The organism is Enterococcus rivorum (genome assembly GCF_001742285.1).
GTDB classification, from domain to species: Bacteria; Bacillota; Bacilli; order Lactobacillales; family Enterococcaceae; genus Enterococcus_L; species Enterococcus_L rivorum.
Genome location: NZ_MIEK01000029.1, coordinates 1 through 17397 on the forward strand (window position 1 = coordinate 1; position 17397 = coordinate 17397).

At 34.7% G+C, this 17397-nt stretch carries 18 protein-coding genes; 13 read left to right on the forward strand and 5 right to left on the reverse strand.

Going from position 1 to position 17397, the window contains the following annotated elements; all coding sequences use genetic code 11:
* Window positions 1-135: 135 nt before the first annotated feature.
* A complete protein-coding gene (locus tag BCR26_RS10415) occupies window positions 136-510 on the reverse strand; it encodes a MerR family transcriptional regulator (RefSeq protein ID WP_069698927.1) in 375 nt (124 codons plus the stop codon).
* 105 nt (window positions 511-615) lie between these two features.
* Between BCR26_RS10415 and BCR26_RS10420 the strand changes: the two genes are divergently transcribed.
* The 5 genes from BCR26_RS10420 to holA all read left to right on the forward strand — a co-directional run bounded on the left by BCR26_RS10420 (window position 616) and on the right by holA (window position 6301).
* On the forward strand, window positions 616-1383 hold the full coding sequence (locus BCR26_RS10420; RefSeq protein ID WP_069698928.1) for an SDR family NAD(P)-dependent oxidoreductase: 768 nt from the start codon (window positions 616-618) through the stop codon (window positions 1381-1383).
* A gap of 222 nt (window positions 1384-1605) precedes the next feature.
* Window positions 1606-2268 (forward strand): helix-hairpin-helix domain-containing protein, encoded by a 663-nt coding sequence (locus BCR26_RS10425; RefSeq protein ID WP_069698929.1) that lies wholly within the window; start codon window positions 1606-1608, stop codon window positions 2266-2268.
* Between the two features lie 137 nt (window positions 2269-2405).
* A complete protein-coding gene (locus BCR26_RS10430; RefSeq protein WP_069698930.1) occupies window positions 2406-2915 on the forward strand; it encodes a ComE operon protein 2 in 510 nt (169 codons plus the stop codon).
* Window positions 2893-5220 (forward strand): DNA internalization-related competence protein ComEC/Rec2, encoded by a 2328-nt coding sequence (locus BCR26_RS10435; RefSeq protein WP_069698931.1) that lies wholly within the window; start codon window positions 2893-2895, stop codon window positions 5218-5220. Before BCR26_RS10430 ends, BCR26_RS10435 begins: the two co-directional genes overlap by 23 nt.
* A gap of 49 nt (window positions 5221-5269) precedes the next feature.
* A complete protein-coding gene (holA, locus tag BCR26_RS10440) occupies window positions 5270-6301 on the forward strand; it encodes a DNA polymerase III subunit delta (RefSeq protein ID WP_069698932.1) in 1032 nt (343 codons plus the stop codon).
* 249 nt (window positions 6302-6550) lie between these two features.
* Here holA and rpsT read toward each other — a convergent pair whose 3' ends face one another.
* Window positions 6551-6805, reverse strand: a complete 255-nt coding sequence (gene rpsT, locus BCR26_RS10445) for a 30S ribosomal protein S20 (protein WP_069698933.1) — start codon at window positions 6803-6805, stop codon at window positions 6551-6553.
* Window positions 6806-7170: 365 nt separating this feature from the next.
* Between rpsT and BCR26_RS10450 the strand changes: the two genes are divergently transcribed.
* The 3 genes from BCR26_RS10450 (at window position 7171) to BCR26_RS10460 (ending at window position 9512) form a co-directional block, all read left to right on the forward strand.
* Window positions 7171-8148: an inorganic phosphate transporter gene (locus BCR26_RS10450; protein WP_139124932.1), complete on the forward strand. Its 978-nt coding sequence runs from the start codon at window positions 7171-7173 to the stop codon at window positions 8146-8148.
* A 12-nt stretch (window positions 8149-8160) separates the two neighbouring features.
* Complete coding sequence (locus BCR26_RS10455; RefSeq protein WP_069698935.1) at window positions 8161-8784, forward strand: DUF47 domain-containing protein; 624 nt, start codon at window positions 8161-8163, stop codon at window positions 8782-8784.
* Window positions 8785-8867: 83 nt separating this feature from the next.
* The gene (locus tag BCR26_RS10460) at window positions 8868-9512 is read left to right on the forward strand and encodes an HD domain-containing protein (protein ID WP_069698936.1); all 645 of its coding nucleotides are present in this window, start codon (window positions 8868-8870) and stop codon (window positions 9510-9512) included.
* 53 nt (window positions 9513-9565) lie between these two features.
* On the opposite strand, the gene BCR26_RS10465 is transcribed toward BCR26_RS10460, so the two are convergent.
* A complete protein-coding gene (locus BCR26_RS10465) occupies window positions 9566-10396 on the reverse strand; it encodes an undecaprenyl-diphosphate phosphatase (protein ID WP_069698937.1) in 831 nt (276 codons plus the stop codon).
* 185 nt (window positions 10397-10581) lie between these two features.
* Here BCR26_RS10465 and BCR26_RS10470 point away from each other — a divergent pair, with 185 nt between their 5' ends.
* The 5 genes from BCR26_RS10470 to BCR26_RS10490 all read left to right on the forward strand — a co-directional run bounded on the left by BCR26_RS10470 (window position 10582) and on the right by BCR26_RS10490 (window position 15698).
* Window positions 10582-11082 carry a PTS sugar transporter subunit IIA gene (locus BCR26_RS10470; RefSeq protein ID WP_069698938.1) on the forward strand — a complete coding sequence of 167 codons (501 nt, stop codon included), beginning with the start codon at window positions 10582-10584 and terminating at the stop codon, window positions 11080-11082.
* A 154-nt stretch (window positions 11083-11236) separates the two neighbouring features.
* The gene (locus BCR26_RS10475) at window positions 11237-12301 is read left to right on the forward strand and encodes a DUF871 domain-containing protein (RefSeq protein ID WP_069698939.1); all 1065 of its coding nucleotides are present in this window, start codon (window positions 11237-11239) and stop codon (window positions 12299-12301) included.
* 1 nt (window position 12302) lies between these two features.
* Entirely contained in the window at window positions 12303-13190 is an 888-nt protein-coding gene (gene murQ / locus BCR26_RS10480) for an N-acetylmuramic acid 6-phosphate etherase (protein ID WP_069698940.1), read from the forward strand.
* Between the two features lie 25 nt (window positions 13191-13215).
* Window positions 13216-14688, forward strand: a complete 1473-nt coding sequence (locus tag BCR26_RS10485) for a PTS transporter subunit EIIC (RefSeq protein WP_069698941.1) — start codon at window positions 13216-13218, stop codon at window positions 14686-14688.
* Between the two features lie 149 nt (window positions 14689-14837).
* Window positions 14838-15698 (forward strand): MurR/RpiR family transcriptional regulator, encoded by an 861-nt coding sequence (locus tag BCR26_RS10490; protein WP_069698942.1) that lies wholly within the window; start codon window positions 14838-14840, stop codon window positions 15696-15698.
* A gap of 189 nt (window positions 15699-15887) precedes the next feature.
* Here the strand turns inward: BCR26_RS10490 and BCR26_RS10495 are convergent, their stop codons facing one another.
* Together BCR26_RS10495 and BCR26_RS10500 are read right to left on the reverse strand one after the other, a co-directional pair.
* On the reverse strand, window positions 15888-16580 hold the full coding sequence (locus tag BCR26_RS10495; RefSeq protein WP_069698943.1) for a histidine phosphatase family protein: 693 nt from the start codon (window positions 16578-16580) through the stop codon (window positions 15888-15890).
* A gap of 50 nt (window positions 16581-16630) precedes the next feature.
* Window positions 16631-17257, reverse strand: coding sequence for an MBL fold metallo-hydrolase (locus BCR26_RS10500; RefSeq protein ID WP_069698944.1), 627 nt, complete (start codon window positions 17255-17257; stop codon window positions 16631-16633).
* Between the last annotated feature and the right edge of the window lie 140 nt (window positions 17258-17397).

Genomic DNA, 17397 nt, shown 5'->3' on the forward strand with positions numbered 1-17397 from the left:
AAAGCTCTTTCAAAAGAAAAAACAGAGACGATTTTGATAATAATAGTCAAAATCGTCTCTGTTTTCTATAAATAGTAGTTTATTGTCCCACTCTCTTAGTTTATCAGGACTTACATACCAAATTTTAATATAAATTTATTCAGTTGATTTCTGAGCTTGCTCCATTTTTTGATATAAGGTAATTTTATCATCCAGTAGGGAAAGGTTTTCTTTGGCTTTTTCATATTTTTCTACAAGCGTTTTGCGATGTTTCAGAAGTAATTCTTTTCTTTCTGCAATGGTTTCATCACCTATTTCTCTTAAGTAAGCATAGCGTTTTATCTCTTTTAAAGAAATACCGGTGCGTTTCAATTTATTAATAAAGTGTATCCATTCATAATCTTTTTCTGAGTATAAACGATAGTTGAGTTTATCTCTAATAGGTTTCAATAGCCCTTCTTTTTCATAATATCTTAATGTGTGCTCACTAATCTGCGTATTTTTGGAAAATTCACTAATTGTCTCTGCCACGATGCTATCTTTCTCCTTTATTTTTATTTCACTTCCCTTAGAGTCTCCTCTAAGGGATATACTCCTATTGTATCACTAAACAATTTTGATAGGAGGAATGTATTCATGAAATACACAGTAATTACAGGTGCTAGTTCAGGCATTGGCTTAGAAACGGCAAGAGCTTTTGCAAAGAAAGGGAAAAATTTAATTCTAGTTGCAAGGCGCAAACAAAAGTTGCAGTTATTAAAAGCAGAGCTACTAAAAGAATATCCTACAGTACAGATTGTTTTAATCATCAAAGATTTGTCGGATAGAGAAGAGGTTTTAGCTTTTTACGAAGAGACAAAAGCCTATCAAGTGGAAACGTGGATTAATAATGCTGGTCTTGGTTATTATGGCTCTGTTGCAGACCAAAGTATGGAAAAAATTTACCAATTGATTCAATTAAATATTGAAGCTTTAACCGTTTTATCTACTTGTTATGTTGCTGATTACGAAATGATTGAAGGGGCTCAGCTAATCAATGTTTCTTCAGCAGGTGGCTATAAAAATGTCCAAAATGCTGTCACTTATTGTGCGAGTAAGTTTTATGTCAGTGCCTTTACCGAGGGTCTTGCTTTGGAGTTGAAAGCTAAACAGGCAAGTTTGCAGGCAAAAATTTTAGCCCCAGCTGCAACTGAAACGGAATTTGCTCAAGTGGCAAATAACTCAGCGTCTTATGATTATCAAAAAAGCTTTAAACAATTTCACACCAGTCAAGAAATGGCAGAATTTCTTTTGGAACTATATTATAGTAATCAGGTCGTTGGTTTGGTTGACAGAGACAGTTTTGAGTTTACGCTATCAGGACCAATGTTTGATTATTATCCGGAGCCTATAAAAAATATGTAATTTTTGAATGATACGATTCTGGGGATCTAACGAAAGAAAATTTGCTTCTTTCAATTTTTGAAGGTAAATTTTTGATATCGCCATCATCTACGAGGACTAAATAGCATACTTGAATGAATAATTTTAGAATTGTTTGAAAATAGAGTTTTATTAAAAAAGACTGTCTCTTTTTAACGAAGTGACAGTTTTTTTGCGTATTTTACCATTGAGGGAGGGAAATAGATGTTACTAAATGGCTTAGTAAGAAAATACAAGTACTACATTTTGGGAGGAATTGTAGGGATTCTTATTCTTATGGTCACCATTATTTGGCTATTAAGACCGTCAGAAAAAAATGAAGCAGAGTTTTCTTTTCAAGAAGAATCTACAACTGTTACTAATGAAAGTTCCAAACAAATTGAGAGTACTAAGCAAATAAAAAAAGAGCAGAACTTGGATATATTTGTGGATGTAAAAGGAGCAGTAAAAAATCCTGGCATGTATGAAGTACAAGGAGCAATGCGAGTTTGGGATGTTGTTGGACTAGCTGGGGGAGTCAAAGAAAATGCAGATACAAAACAAGTGAATTTTTCTCAACGAATTTCTGATCAGATGGTAATTTATATTCCAGTCCACGGTGAAGTTCTTCCTGAAATACTTAAAGAAGTGAGTAATGAAAATAATCAAGATAAAGAAAATAATTCAACAATGAATAAAATAGACTTGAATAAAGCGAGCGAAACGGAGTTGCAAGCCTTAACGGGCGTTGGTGGAAAGAAAGCGCAAGAAATCATTCGTTATCGAGAACAAAAAGGTGGTTTTAAATCAGTAGAAGATTTAAAAAATATTTCAGGTATCGGAGAGAAGACCTTTGAAAAATTAAAAGATCAAATTACAGTTTCTTAATATATAAAGAAATTTCTTGTCTAGCTTCTTGACTAGACTTTTTCTATAACTTACTATTTGTATATCCTATAAAATAATTAAGCAAAATATTCTAAAAGTGACAAATTGAAATAAACATAGATTGAGTGGTGTGTTAAATGGTTTTTGAAAGAATTCCTTGGGATCAATATTTTATGGCTCAGAGTGTGTTATTATCTTTGAGAAGTACTTGTACTAGATTAGAAGTGGGGGCAACAATTGTTCGTGATAAGCGGATTATTGCTGGAGGCTATAATGGTTCTGTTAGTGGAGATGTCCATTGCATGGATGATGGTTGCTATGTCGTTGATAATCATTGCGTTCGTACGATTCATGCAGAAATGAATGCTATCTTGCAATGTGCAAAATTTGGTATCCCAACAGAAAATGCAGAGATTTATGTGACCCATTTTCCTTGTTTGCAGTGTACGAAAATGATTTTGCAAGCAGGAATTAAAAAGATTCACTATCTAAAGGATTATCGCAATGATCCTTACGCGTTAGACCTGATTCAACAAGTTGGTGCTAGTGTAGAACAAGTAACGCTTTCCAAAAAATATTTTGCTGAATTACAATTAGGGGAAGAGGAGTTTGCTTCTTTAGAAGATGCAGATCCAACAAATAAATAATTACTGGATTTTCCCAGTTCTTTTGGTTATAGGAACGGTCTTTGCAAGTAAACAGTTTAGCCTATGGACTATTATTTTTGTGGGGTATTTAGTTGTTAGAATATTCTGTACAAGAAACAAGCATGTAATTTGTGTAAGTTTTTTGTGCAGTTTTTTTGTTTTATGCAATTGCATGTATTTAGAATTGAAAGAAACGAAGTGCAACATTTCCGAACCGTTTGAGTCAACAGGAGTTCTGTTTGTATTACCTGATAAAATTAGAGTCGATGGGGATCAGTTACAGTTGGAAGGAATTTTTACAGGAGCAAAAATAAATGGTTTGAAAGTAATCGCATCTTACAAAATAAGTTCAGAAAAAGAAAAGAGCGTATGGGCAAACATAAAAGTCCCTGTTAAACTCTATTTATCCGGCACATTTGAGAAACCAATCGGGCAGACAAATTTAAATGGATTTGATTATCGTAAGTATCTAAAAGAGAAAGGGATTTACCAAACTATAAAAGTAACTAGTCTGAATAAAATACAAGCAAGTCGCCCTAGTATGTTGCAAATTCCCCAATGGTTAAGCATGTTACGCAAATCGTTGATTTTACATTGTGAGAGAGTGTTTTTTAAAGAAACAGCTCAGTATATTAAAGTATTGCTTCTAGGATACAAAACAAATGAATTTTCGGAATTTAGCGCGATTCTTGCTGAATTAGGAATCCTTCATCTTTTTAGTCTTTCAGGAATGCATGTTGTGTTTTTTATTCTCTTATTTCGGTATTTTCTTTTAAGAATAGGAATAAGCGTTGAAAAAGTATTTTGGCTACAAGTATTTTTTTCATTTATTTATGCGGGATTAACAGGTTATTCAATCAGTGTGATTAGAGCGTTGATGCAAGCCAATATAAATGCAGCTAAAGAAAGATTTAATGTGAAAATCTCTACATTAGATTGCTGGAGTATAAGCTTATTAATTTCTATATTTATTCATCCTTACATTCTGTTTTCGGTAGCTGGGCAGTTAAGTTACATGTTATCATTTTTCATTCTCTATATTCATCCAATTAGTAAACAAGTAAAAAGTAGTTTAGGAAGATCATTTGTTTTTTCCTTACTACTAAATATTTGTACGATCCCAATTATAGGTATTTCTTTTTTTGAATGGCAATTTGCCGGTATTTATTTCACATTTTTATTATTACCTTATTTTGAGAAAGTATTGTTGCCCTTGCTGAGTATTAGTTTTTTTGTGTCTTTTTTTAGTCAATTTCGTTATTGGATTCAAGGACTGGAATATTATTTCACCTTGCAAACGACCCTTTTTTATTGGCTAAATAAGTACCTATCATACAAACTGGTCATTGGTAGCTTTTCAAAATTTCTGTTTGTAGGAAGTTTTATTTCAATTTTGTTGTTTGTTTATTATTTAGAGAAAAAATCTAATAAGGCATGGTTTGTTCTTGCGTTGTTGATTTTGATTTTAAATCATAAATATCTTACTTCTAAAGGAATGGTTGCTTTTATTGATGTGGGGCAAGGGGATAGTATTTTTCTGCAGGCACCGTTTCATCAAGAAAATATATTAATTGATACAGGTGGAAAAATGGATTTTGAGAAAGAGAGCTGGGCAAAATCAGCAAGTAAAAGAATAAATGCAGAGTATTCAGTGATTCCATTTTTAAAAAGTCAAGGCGTTCAGTGTTTAGACAAGGTTTTTATTACACATGGACATGCAGATCATTTTGGCGATTTGGTGAAAATTAATGAAAAAATCCCAGTTCGTGCGCTTTATTTTCCCAGCGGAACAGAAAAGAGTCAAGAATTTTCTAAAGCGATAAGGATTTTGCAAAAAACAGGAACAAAGTGCTATGCAATTCTGGCAAACGATAAGTTAGAGAGTTGTTTTGATTTGCAAATTTTGGCACCTAAGAATTCAGGAATTGGAGGAAACGATGATTCTTTAGTTATTCAAACAATAATTGCTAAACGTCGCTTTTTGTTTACAGGCGATTTAGAAAAGCGAGGAGAACAGGAATTGGTGAGAAGATACCCGAATCAAACCATCGATGTTTTGAAAGTCGGACACCACGGAAGTAAAACTTCCACAACCGATTCTTTTGTTCAAAATTTTCAACCGAAGGAAGCAATTATTTCATGTGGAAGAAACAATCGTTTTAAGCATCCAAATGAAGAAACTATACAGGTTTTAGAAAGAAATCAAACGTCTGTTTTTAGAACAGATACGATGGGAATGATTTATTATGAATGGTATGGAATAGGGACGTTACATCAAGCAAAAATTATAAAAGAACAGGACTAGCATTTCTTAGAATGACATGATAGGATGTAAAAGAGAAATGAGGTCGAATATGAATTTACAAGGAATATTAAAAGACATCAGAGAGCAAAAATTTGCTCCAATATATTTACTTTTAGGAACAGAAGATTATCTAATAGAGTTGTTTAAAACGGAAATAATGAGTCAGTTATTGAAGACAGAAGATGACCAGTTAAATTTTTCTTCGTTTGACATGAATGAAGTTCCTTTAGCGGTAGCCCTTGAAGAAGCTGAAACGATTCCTTTTTTTGGAGAGTATCGCTTGGTTTTTATTGAACAACCATACTTTTTGACAGCAGAGCGGAAAAATAATGGCATCGATCATGATATAGATAGCTTGATGAAGTACTTGGGACAACCATCTCCCTCCACAGTGTTGGTGTTTATTGCGGATGTAGAAAAATTGGACGAACGGAAAAAAGTCACAAAAGCGTTGAAAAAAGCAGCGAAATTAGTTGAAGTAAAGCCGATGGGGGAGTCGGAAGTCAAACAGTATGTTGGCCAGACAATTCAAAGCAGTGGCTATGAAATTCGACCTGAAGCATTTGACTTGTTGTTACAATTAACAGATTTAAATTTGTCAAAAGTGATGGGAGAGTTACAAAAGCTATTTCTATATGCTTCAGAAGATAAGATAATTACCTTAAATAGTGTAAAAGAGTTGGTTCCTAAGTCTCTAGAACATAATGTCTTCGATTTGACCAATGATGTATTATCAGGGAATGGTGAAAAAGCAATTCAACTCTATGAAGATTTATTATTGCAGGGAGAAGAGACTATTAAGCTGAATGCCATTTTACTTAATCAAATTCGTTTGTTTTTGCAAACGAAGATTTTAGCAAAATTAGGTTATCAACAGGCAAATATTGCTGAGACATTAAAAATCCATCCTTATCGTGTGAAATTAGCCTTACAGCAGGTCAGGAGATTCGATTTAAGCCGTCTTGAAGAAATTTACGATGAACTAGTCGAAAATGATTTTAAAATCAAAACAGGACAAATAGATAAGGAATTATTGTTTGAGTTATTTATTCTTAAGTTATCGGCTCAAGCTAAAAAATAGAAGATAAACAGAGTATGAGGATGAAACAAAACTAAAAATCAGTTTTGTTTCATCCTCTAAACAGGTCAAAAGTCTGAGGCTTCGGAAATTTCCCGAAAATCACTCAATACATAACGCGTATGGTGCCCTTTTCAGTCCAATTCCTCGCCCCAAAACGACGTCTGTCTCCACCTCATTTTCTTGAAGTGAGAACCTACTTTTTTGGCAAAAAAAAGAAGTTAGCTACAAAAGCCAACTTCTAGGAAAAACTTATTTTGCTACTTTTTTGCTTAAACGAACTTTATCGCGGTTTGCTTTGTTTTTATGGATTAAACCTTTAGTTTCAGCCATATCAACAGCTTTAACAGCATCTTTATATAATGCATCTACATTGTCAGCACCAGCAGCAACAGCGTCTTCAAATTTCTTGATTGCTGTACGCATAGCGTTTGTTTGAGATGAATTTTTTGCATTAGCGTTCGCATTAGTGCGGACACGTTTGATTGCAGATTCAATATTTGGCATTTATTTCACCTCCGATAAAATAGGGTCTTACAATGGAATATCCATATGTAATTCAACAGTAATCATTATACCTAATCCATTGAGTCATTGCAATAAAAGATGACAAGTTTTTTTCCTTAACAGGAATAAAAGTGGAAATGAGTTAAGTTTACTGTAGTTTTTTAGATGTAAGTTTTCAGCAAAGGAGCTTATTTAAAAGCAGATTGTTATCAGGGAAAAAGAAAGTTTTAAGTTAAAAAAAATTTCGGTTTTAAAAATATCGAAAAGAGGATACTTTTCTTTTAAAATATGCTATCATACAAGGGAAAAATGAAAATGGTGGTGTCGATGTGAATATTTCTTTGATTGTAACTGTGACGCTTGTGATGGGGGTTATTTTTGTCAATGGCTGGACTGATGCGCCGAATGCAATTGCAACCGCTGTCTCGACGAGAGTGCTGAAGCCAAATGTAGCAATTTGGATGGCTGTTGTAATGAACTTTTTAGGTGCATTAGTAATGACTTACTTCAATGCGCAAGTAGCAGAAACTATTAGTAATATTGTAAGCTTTGAAGCACAGGGGAATGCGTCACAAGTTGCTTTAGCAGCTTCTTTGTTTTCAATTGTAGTTTGGGCAGTAGCAGCCTGGTATTTTGGAATTCCTACTAGTGAGAGTCATGCTTTGATTGCTGGATTAACAGGATCTGCAATGGCTTTAGGTGGTTTAGGAGCTGTTAATGGTGGTGAATGGACAAAAGTAATTATTGGTCTTGTTGTATCAACCGTTATGGGATTTGGTGGAGGTTATCTTATCACTAAATTGATTGTGTTAATTTTTTCTAATGTTGCTAGAAAGACAGCAAATAAAGTATTTACCTATGGGCAAGCTTTTGGCGCAGCAGCGAATGCTTTTCTTCATGGTGCCCAAGATGGACAAAAATTTATGGGAGTCTTCATGTTAGGGCTTTTTTATAACAATATGGCCGAAAAGACTGGTTCAGGATTTGAAATTCCACTATGGGTGATGGCTCTTTGTTCCATTACGATGGGGATAGGTACTTCTGTTGGAGGAATGAGAATAATAAAATCTGTAGGAATGGATATGGTAAAATTAGAGCGCTACCAAGGATTTGCTGCTGATTTAAGTGCGGCGATTTGCTTGTTTTTGGCGTCAATTTTTGGAATTCCAGTATCAACAACTCATACGAAAACAACGGCAATTATGGGAGTTGGTGCTTCTAAACGTATATCTAGTGTGGACTGGAAAATAGTAAAAGATATGCTGATAGCTTGGATACTAACATTTCCAGGCTGTGGTTTGATTGCTTTTTTTATGGCAAAATTATTCGTAGCAATATTTTAAGGAGAGAGAGACATGGCGCGTAAAAAACAATTTGATTATTTTGGTGAGTTAGAGCATTTAGCAAAAAATGCTTATAAAGCGGCACTTATTTTGGAAGAAATCGTTTTAGACTATTCACTTGAAGGGTTAGAAAAAGAGAAAGAAAAGATCCATCTTTTAGAAAAAGAAGGAGATCAGATTGTCTCAAAAATTTTGAGAGAACTATACGTATCCTTTATTACTCCGATTGATCGAGAAGATATTGTTGAAATTACAGATCGCTTGGATGATGTTTTAGATAGTATTAACAGCACCTCTTATTCACTAAGTTGCTTAGTAGTTGAAGAATTAAGAGAGAATACAATTTTATTTGCAAAGTACGCTGTAGAGGCCGTAGATGGTGTCCTTACTGCAACAAAAGAATTTGCTAAATTTAAAAATTCAAAAACCTTGATTTCGATGATTGAAGAAGTGAATGCGATTGAGGCCAAAGCTGATGAGCTATACAGTGAATCCCTTAGACATCTTTTTGCCAATGAAAAGGATCCTGTAGAGATTGTTAGGTGGAAAGACATTTATACAAAATTTGAGGGAATCTTAAATGCTAGTGAAGCGGCAGCAGATTTAATAGCTGGTTTAGTCATTAAAAATAGTTAAATATGGCAGAGCTCCTGCTATTCAAAGACTTCAAATGAAACAGTTGACTAAGGGGCTTTTTTTGATAAAAAGGTGGGGTTAGCTTGGAGGAAAAGCTAGAAAAAATTAAGGTTTATACTAGAAAAGTGTTGGCTAATGACAAAACAGGACATGGCTTGGATCATATTGAACGAGTCGTAAGGATGGCAGAAAAAATAGCTGAATCAGAAAATTGTAATCAATTTATTGTTATAGCAGCTGCCTATTTACACGATACTGTCGATGATAAAGTAGTTAAGGATGAAACGGAAGCTTTCAAACAATTGGTAGATTTTCTTGAAGAAATAAAGCTGGAACCAGTTGAAATAGAGCACATTATTCATATCATTAAAAATATGTCCTTTAGTAAAAGCTTATCAGGCACACAGGAAGAACTATCCCTTGAAGGCAAAATTGTGCAAGATGCAGATCGACTAGATTCGATGGGAGCAATAGGAATCGCTCGGACATTGTATTATGGTGGAGCGAAAGGCAGAAAATTATATGATCCTAAAATAGCTCCGAGAAAGCTGACATCCAAAGAAGAGTATCGTACAGGAGACGAAACAACAATAAATCATTTCTATGAAAAAATACTAACGTTAAATAACTTATTAAATACAGATTATGCCAAAAGAATTGGTAAGAAACGGCAACAATTTTTAGAGAATTATTTAACAGAGTTCTTGGAAGAAATGGATGCAAAATAGAGAAAAAAAGCGTCAAAGAAGCAAAGCACTTGCCTACTTCTTTGACGTTTTTTTTATGAGAATAACCAGTAGCCGATTAAGAATACTCCGAGAACGATACGATACCAACCAAAGGCTGTAAAGTCATTTCTTCGGATGTAATTTAATAAGAATTTAATAACAATTACTGATACAAGAAAAGCAACAATAGAACCCACTAGCAAAATAAAAATTTCTGAGAAACCAAAGCTGTTTCCTTTTGCTAAGAACTTCACTATTTTTAGAAAGCTAGCGCCAAACATTACAGGAATTCCCAAGAAAAAAGAAAATTCAGTAGCTACAAAACGAGAAGCACCTATTAAAATAGCGCCAAGAATAGTTGCACCAGAACGTGATGTGCCAGGAACCAATGAAAGAACTTGGAAGAATCCAACAACAGCAGCTGCTTTATAAGTAAAGTGGTTCAAATTTGTACATTTAGGCTGTTTTCCACGATTTCTTTTTTCGATAACAATAAATGCAATCCCATAGACAATCAGCATAATAGAGACTGTTAAAAAGTTATGAAATTTAGCTTCAAACCAGTCGTCCAGAAGAAATCCGATAATTGCAGCAGGAACACACGCCACAAGTACTTTTGACCAAAGTATCCAGGTATCTTTTTTCTGTATTTCTGATTTTTGGGGAGAAAAAGGGTTGAGCTTATGGAAAAATAACACAACCACGGCCATAATAGCCCCCAACTGAATCACAACATTAAACATTTCCATAAAATCTTTACTAAGATTCATCTTAATAAATTCATCAACTAAAATTAAATGACCAGTACTACTAATAGGAAGCCACTCTGTGATACCTTCAATAATACCTAGAATAATTGCTTTCCAAAGATTAGATAAAAGCATAGTTTCATTCCTTTCCAATAAACAATAATCAGTAAACCATTTCATTATACCTTATAAGTATACCAAAAAACCAATGGGATTATTAGTTTTGTTTTAAAAAATCAGAATATCAATAGTTAGTCATTGTTTTTTTTGAAATATTTTTTTATACTAATACTATTCATTTAATTGGAGGGAAATAAATAATGTTTGGATTTTTGAAAAAGAAAAAGAATGAGTCAGTTGAGTCTAATAATGAAATATATGCTATCGCAACTGGAAATTTAATTCCAATTGATAAAGTTAGCGACCCTGTTTTTTCTCAGAAGATGATGGGGGATGGCTATGCTGTAATTCCTGAATCAGGGGAGATTTTTTCACCAGTTAAAGGAAAAGTGCTAAGTGTATTTCAAACTAAGCATGCGGTAGGACTAAGAATGGCTAATGGCTTGGAAGTACTATTGCATATGGGGATAGATACAGTAGAATTAAAAGGGTCTCCTTTTGATGTGAAAGTTTCAGAAGGAAATACCGTTGATAGTACAACACTTATTGCAAAAGTAAACTTAGAAGAAATTAAAGCGGCAGGTAAATCAGCAGACATGGTTGTTGTACTGACCAATATGGATGCTGTGAAATCCTTTGAGCTAGAGAAAAATGGTGCCGTAACAGCAGGAGAAGCAGTCGGGACTGCAACAGCAGAATAGCATTAAGGAAAGATCTTTTGGTTTATACCAAAAGGTTTTTTATTTGCAATTAACCGAAAATAAATTTCGGTTTTTCGGTTTTATCTATTTTTAAGTTGAAATATTATTTCAGTTAAGCTATAATGAAAACGTATTAGAGGGGAGCGAGACTGGAATGTATGGGTTATCCGTATTTTTAGGAGAAGAGTTATCAAATGAAACAAAGATGTATATTCAAAAAATGAAAAAAATTGGATTTAACGGTATTTTTAGCTCATTACATATTCCCGAAGAGGACGCCACTCTTTATTTGGACAGATTAAAAGCGCTAGGAAAAATTGCCAGAGAAGAAAAAATGAAATTAATGGTGGATATTTCTGGTGAAGCACTAGAAAGAGCGGGATTATCATTTAGTCGATTGAAGGAAATGACTGATATCGGTGTGACAGGATTGAGAATGGATTATGAAATAAGTAATGAGCAGATTGCAAATGCTTCCCATACAATTGACATTGGTTTAAATGCCAGTACTGTAACAGAAATAGATATTCAAGAATTGAAGAAATATGATGCTGATTTTTCTCGTTTTGAAGTCTGGCACAATTATTATCCCAGGCCAGAAACAGGATTATCTGACCGCTTTCTTAAAGAGAAAAATACTTGGCTTAAAAAAGTGGGATTCCAAGTTTATGCGTTTGTATCAGGCAATGAGGTATTAAGAGGGCCACTTTTTGAAAAGTTGCCCACACTAGAGAGACACCGCTATATAAATCCTTTTACAGCTGCAGTTGAATTAATGAATCATTTTATGGTAGATGCCGTCTATATTGGTGATCCTACAATTAATTTAAGAACGATGAATCAGTTTGAGTTCTTTAATACAGAAAAAAGTTTTCCAATTGAAGTGGAAGATATTGGTAGCAAATACTATAACCATATTTTAGGTGAGCATGTAAATCGTCAAGATGATGCAAGAGATGTGATTAGAAGCGCTAACGCAAGATTCTTGAAAGTTCCTCAAATAGAACCTGAGATATTAGAGGATCGAGAAAAAGGTGATATTACCATAGATAATGAAAAATATGGGAGATATATGGGAGAGATTCAAATAATCAGAAAAAAATTACCAAAAAATGAAAAGATAAATACCGTAGCTAAAGTTACCGCAGAGGATGCTGCGATGATTGATTTAATTAAAGCTGGAACAAAATTTACATTATTAAAGAGAGGAACTTTATAAAATGAATTTAGAAAATTTGACAACTGAACGAAGAAATAAAAATACAATGGGCTTAGATGAAATGAGTGTTTCTGAAGCCTTGATAAAAATGAACCAAGAAGATCAACAAGTTGCAATTGCTGTAGAGAAAGAATTGGAGACTATTCATCCTGTAATTGAAGCAACCATTGCAAGTTTTAACAAAGGCGGCCGATTGATTTATATGGGCGCAGGCACTAGTGGACGTTTAGGAGTACTTGATGCCGCAGAATGTGTGCCAACATTTGGTGTAGAACCTGAAATGGTTCAAGGGTTGATTGCTGGTGGTCAAGAGGCGATGACAATTGCAGTTGAAGGGGCAGAAGATTCAAAAGAATTCGGGAAACAAGATCTAATGGGCATCCATTTAACGGATAAAGATATTGTCATTGGAATTGCAGCAAGTGGGAGAACACCTTATGTAATTGGCGGTTTAGAATATGCCTCTGCAATTGGAGCAGCTACAGCTACGATTTCTTGTAATAAAAAAGCTGAAATTAGTCATTATGCCCAAATGCCTATTGAAGTGGATGCAGGACCAGAGTTTTTAACAGGATCGACTCGTTTAAAATCAGGAACAGCGCAGAAGTTAATTTTAAATATGATTTCAACGATTGGGATGATTGGTATCGGAAAAGTATATAACAATTTGATGGTCGATGTAAAACCTACGAATGAAAAACTAGTTGAACGCTCAAAACGAATTATTATGGAAGCAACGTCTTGTGATTATGAAACAGCAGCGGATTATTTTGAGAAAGCAGATCAAAATGTAAAGTTAGCGATTGTTATGATTTTAACGAATGCAACAAAAGAAGAAGCGGAGCAAAAATTAATTGACGGGAATCATTTTATAAAAAACACACTATAAATATTAATTTGGAGGAGATGAAAAAATGGCAGATGAGAAGATTAAACGGATTGCTAGGGAAATTTATAAAGAGGTTGGCGGAGAAGAAAACGTTGATAAATTAATTCATTGTATGACTCGTGTAAGAATGGATATTCGTGACTATAGTAAAGTAAATTTAGAAGGATTAAAGAAAATAGAGGGTGTAATGGGTGTTGTTGAAGATGACACCTTACAGGTTATTGTTGGCCCTGGAACAGTCAATAAAGTAGCGCAAGAAATGGTAGACATGGTTGGCATAAAGCTAGGAGATCCGTTCCCTAATGCAAATAATACTACAGAAAAAAATGAAACATTATCGGGAAGAGAAAAAGTTGAAGAAAAAGCGGCTCAGATGAAAGCTGCTCAAAAAGAAAAGGCAAATAATGCAACACCGACTAAAAAAGTCTTAAAGTCTATTGCCAATATTTTTGTTCCAATGATTCCTGCCTTTGTTGGTGCGGGTCTAATTGGTGGGATTGCAGCAATTATTCAAAACATGATTCAAGCAGGCGATTTATCTACTTCATTTATACAATATCAAAATGTGTTTAGTGTGATTAAAAACGGGATTTTTGCTTATTTAACAATCTATACAGGAATTAATGCAGCAAAAGAATTTGGAGCTACCCCATCTTTAGGTGGTGTTATTGGTGGTACAGTATTATTAAATGGTTTAGCTTTAGATGCTGAAAAACTACCAATCCCAATTAATAATATCTTTACTGGTGCACCGCTAAATGCAGGGCAAGGTGGAATTATTGGTGTAATTTTTGCGGTTTGGTTATTATCATTGGTTGAGAAGCAATTACGTAAAGTAATCCCTGATGCGATTGATATTATTTTCACTCCAACGCTATCATTGCTAATAATTGGGTTATTAACTATTTTCATTATTATGCCAGTAGCAGGATTAATTTCAGATAGTCTAGTAGGAACGATTAATATCATTTTGGAAAAAGGTGGAATCTTAGCTGGATTTACCTTAGGGATTTCATTCCTACCAATGGTTATGTTTGGTTTGCATCAAGTGTTGACACCAATTCATATAGAAATGATCAATCAAACAGGTATGACCTTGTTATTGCCTATTTTAGCGATGGCTGGCGCAGGACAAGTAGGGGCAGCTTTAGCGTTATGGGTTCGTTGTAAAAAGGATACACAATTAGTTGAAATGATTAAAGGTGCATTACCAGTTGGGATATTAGGAATTGGTGAACCGTTAATTTACGGAGTTACGTTACCACTAGGAAGACCTTTTATCACAGCTTGTGTCGGTGGTGGTATTGGGGGTGCCGTAATTGGAGCATTCGGTAACGTTGGAGCAATTGCTATTGGCCCAAGTGGTGCCGCATTGATTCCGCTAATCGCCAATAATCAATGGTTCGCATATGTATTAGGTCTACTTGCTGCTTATGCAGGCGGCTTTGTAGCAACATTCTTCTTCGGTATTCCTAAAGATCTACAAGCAGCCGAATAAAAAGTATTCAGTCATCGGACATGAAAAAAGAAAGGCAAAGAACTTTGTTCTGGGTCTTTCTTTCTTCTATTTTATAGCTATAATATAAGAGTAGGAAAATTGTACATAGTCTTTAATCAAACAACTAAGTGAGAAAAGTGAGGCAATTTATGAATCAAAATATTATTTTATCCATTAAAGATCATCGACAGTATTTACCAAAATCTGAACAAAAAATTGCTGATTACATTTTAGAAAATACAGCTGAAGTGATTAATTTAAATGCCCAAGAGCTGGCTAAAAAAGCAGGCTCAAGTCCAGCAGCAATTATACGGTTCTGCCATTCGATTGAAGTTAATGGATTTACCGATTTGAAATTACTGTTATCAGCGAACTTAGGCCAAACAAGTGTTGCGATGTATACGGAAGTAGAAGACGGAGAAACAACTGCTGCTATCAAAGAGAAGTTACAATTACGGACAATTCACGTATTGGAGAGAACAGGAGAAAGACTTGTTGATGAATCTGTTGATGCTGCTGTGGCAAGCATTGAAAAAAGTGAACTGATTTTTGTGTATGGTGTAGGAGCCTCTTCGTTAGTTGCTCAGGATGTTCATCAAAAATTTTCTCGATTGGGAAGAATGGTTTTTACTTCATTAGATCACCATTTGATTGCTTCTACAATGGGAACCACCCCTTTAACGAGTGTTTTTATTGCGATTTCAAATTCAGGGGAAAATAGAGAAACCAATGCTCTAGTTAAAATTGCTCAGGATAGAAAAATGACAGTGATTGGCATTACTGAGAATGAAGTTTCTACTTTAGGTAAAGCTAGTGATATCCTTTTACTCAGTTCTAAAGGGGAAGAAGCACCATTACGAAGTGCAGCCACCGTCTCATTAACTGCACAATTATTTATTGTTGATGTACTGCTGTTTGCATATGCCACAAAAAATTACGATGATACGTTGAAAAAAATCAAATACTCTAAAGCGGCAGTTGAAGAATTGAAAAGTAATCAGCTGAAATAAATTAAGACGAGGTTGAGACAGAAGTCGCTTTAAGGCGAGAAATTGGACCGAAAAGCGCCCGTACGCTTTATGGATTGAGTGATTTTCGGGAAATTTCCAAAGACCTAGATTTTTGACCACATTTTAATCGGATTTAGAGGATGAAACAAAACTGATTATTAGTTTTGTCTCATCCTCGTCTTGTTAATATTATCCTTGTTTTTTGCCTTCTTCAATAAAGGTTGTGTTATTCACATACTCTATTTTGAATGTACCATTTTTATAAGTTAGCTTTGTTACACTGCCATTTTCCAAATTGATTTGCATTGGATAAGAGGAGTCAATAAGCGAGAGGAGGAAAGAGATAGTCAGTCCATGAGAGACAATCATAACATTTCCGCCACCATTTTTTTCTATTCGATGGGCAATATCTTCAAATCCATTCCAAACCCGTTCACGAATTTTCTCATATGGTTCAGCCCAATCAGCGGTATCGGCTTTCATAATAGCATCCGCTAAATCACGATATGAGATACGGTTATTCATCATGTCATCATAGTTTTTGAAGGCTAAGATTCTTGGAACAACTCCCCATAGTTCACCATCATACCCACCATCTAAAGACCCAAAGCACCACTCACGAATTCTGCTATCTGTCGCATATGGAATATTAGCTCCATTTCTATGCTCTCTCAAAATGATTTTAGCAGTTTGGATTGCTCGACCGCTATCACTTGAATACGCCTCCTTAAAGGGAACATCCTTTAATCCGATTCCTAATTGTTGAATCACCTTTTCCCCTTCATTTGTTAAAGGTGTGTCAGACCAACCTTGCGTGCGACCAATTGTGTTGAACATTGTTTTGCCATGACGAATAATATAAAGTGACGTTGTTTCAGACATTTTATTTCCTCCTAAGCTTCTTTTTATTTAAATCCTCAAAGACTCGTTTATTAATTGAAAAATGGATTTGTTTTTATTTCATGCTCGATTGTGGTCGCGTCACCATGTCCAGGATAGGCTGGAAACTCTTCTGGTAAAGTAAATAGGTAGGTTCTAATACTATGAAGTAATTGTTGCATGTCGCCAGTATGGAGATCCGAACGTCCGATGCTGCCTCGGAAAAGGGCATCACCAGTGACTACAAAGTCATCAAAGACAAAACTAACGCTACCGATAGAATGGCCTGGAGTAGGTACAACAGAAAATTTCATCCCTCCAATTTCATAATCAGTTAACTGGAATTCCATTTCAGCAGGTCTGACAATAATATCAGGCATGTCATTATGTCTACCTAATCCGGAAAGGTTCAAGATTGGGTTAGATAGCCATTCTTGCTCTAGTGGACTCACGTAAACAGGAATATTGTATTGTTTTCTTAGAACTTCAACAGCACCAATATGGTCGTAGTGAGTATGAGTTAAGAGAATAGCTTTAGGAATTCGTTCTGTCTTTTTTATGCGTGCATCGATTTTTTCAGGTTCTGCACCGGGATCAATAATCAAAAGATTTTTTTCGTTATAGATTAAGTAACAGTTTTCTTCAATAGAACCTGTTTTAATTTGTTCGATTTTAAGCATGGGGTTAACCTCCTAAATTTATATCACTATCTATAAGTATACAACAAGATTGGCTAGAATAAAAAGCGCAATAACTATTTCATAGAAAGTTTAACCAAAGCATCCTTAGCCTAAAAATCGAAATTTATCCGTATTTGAAT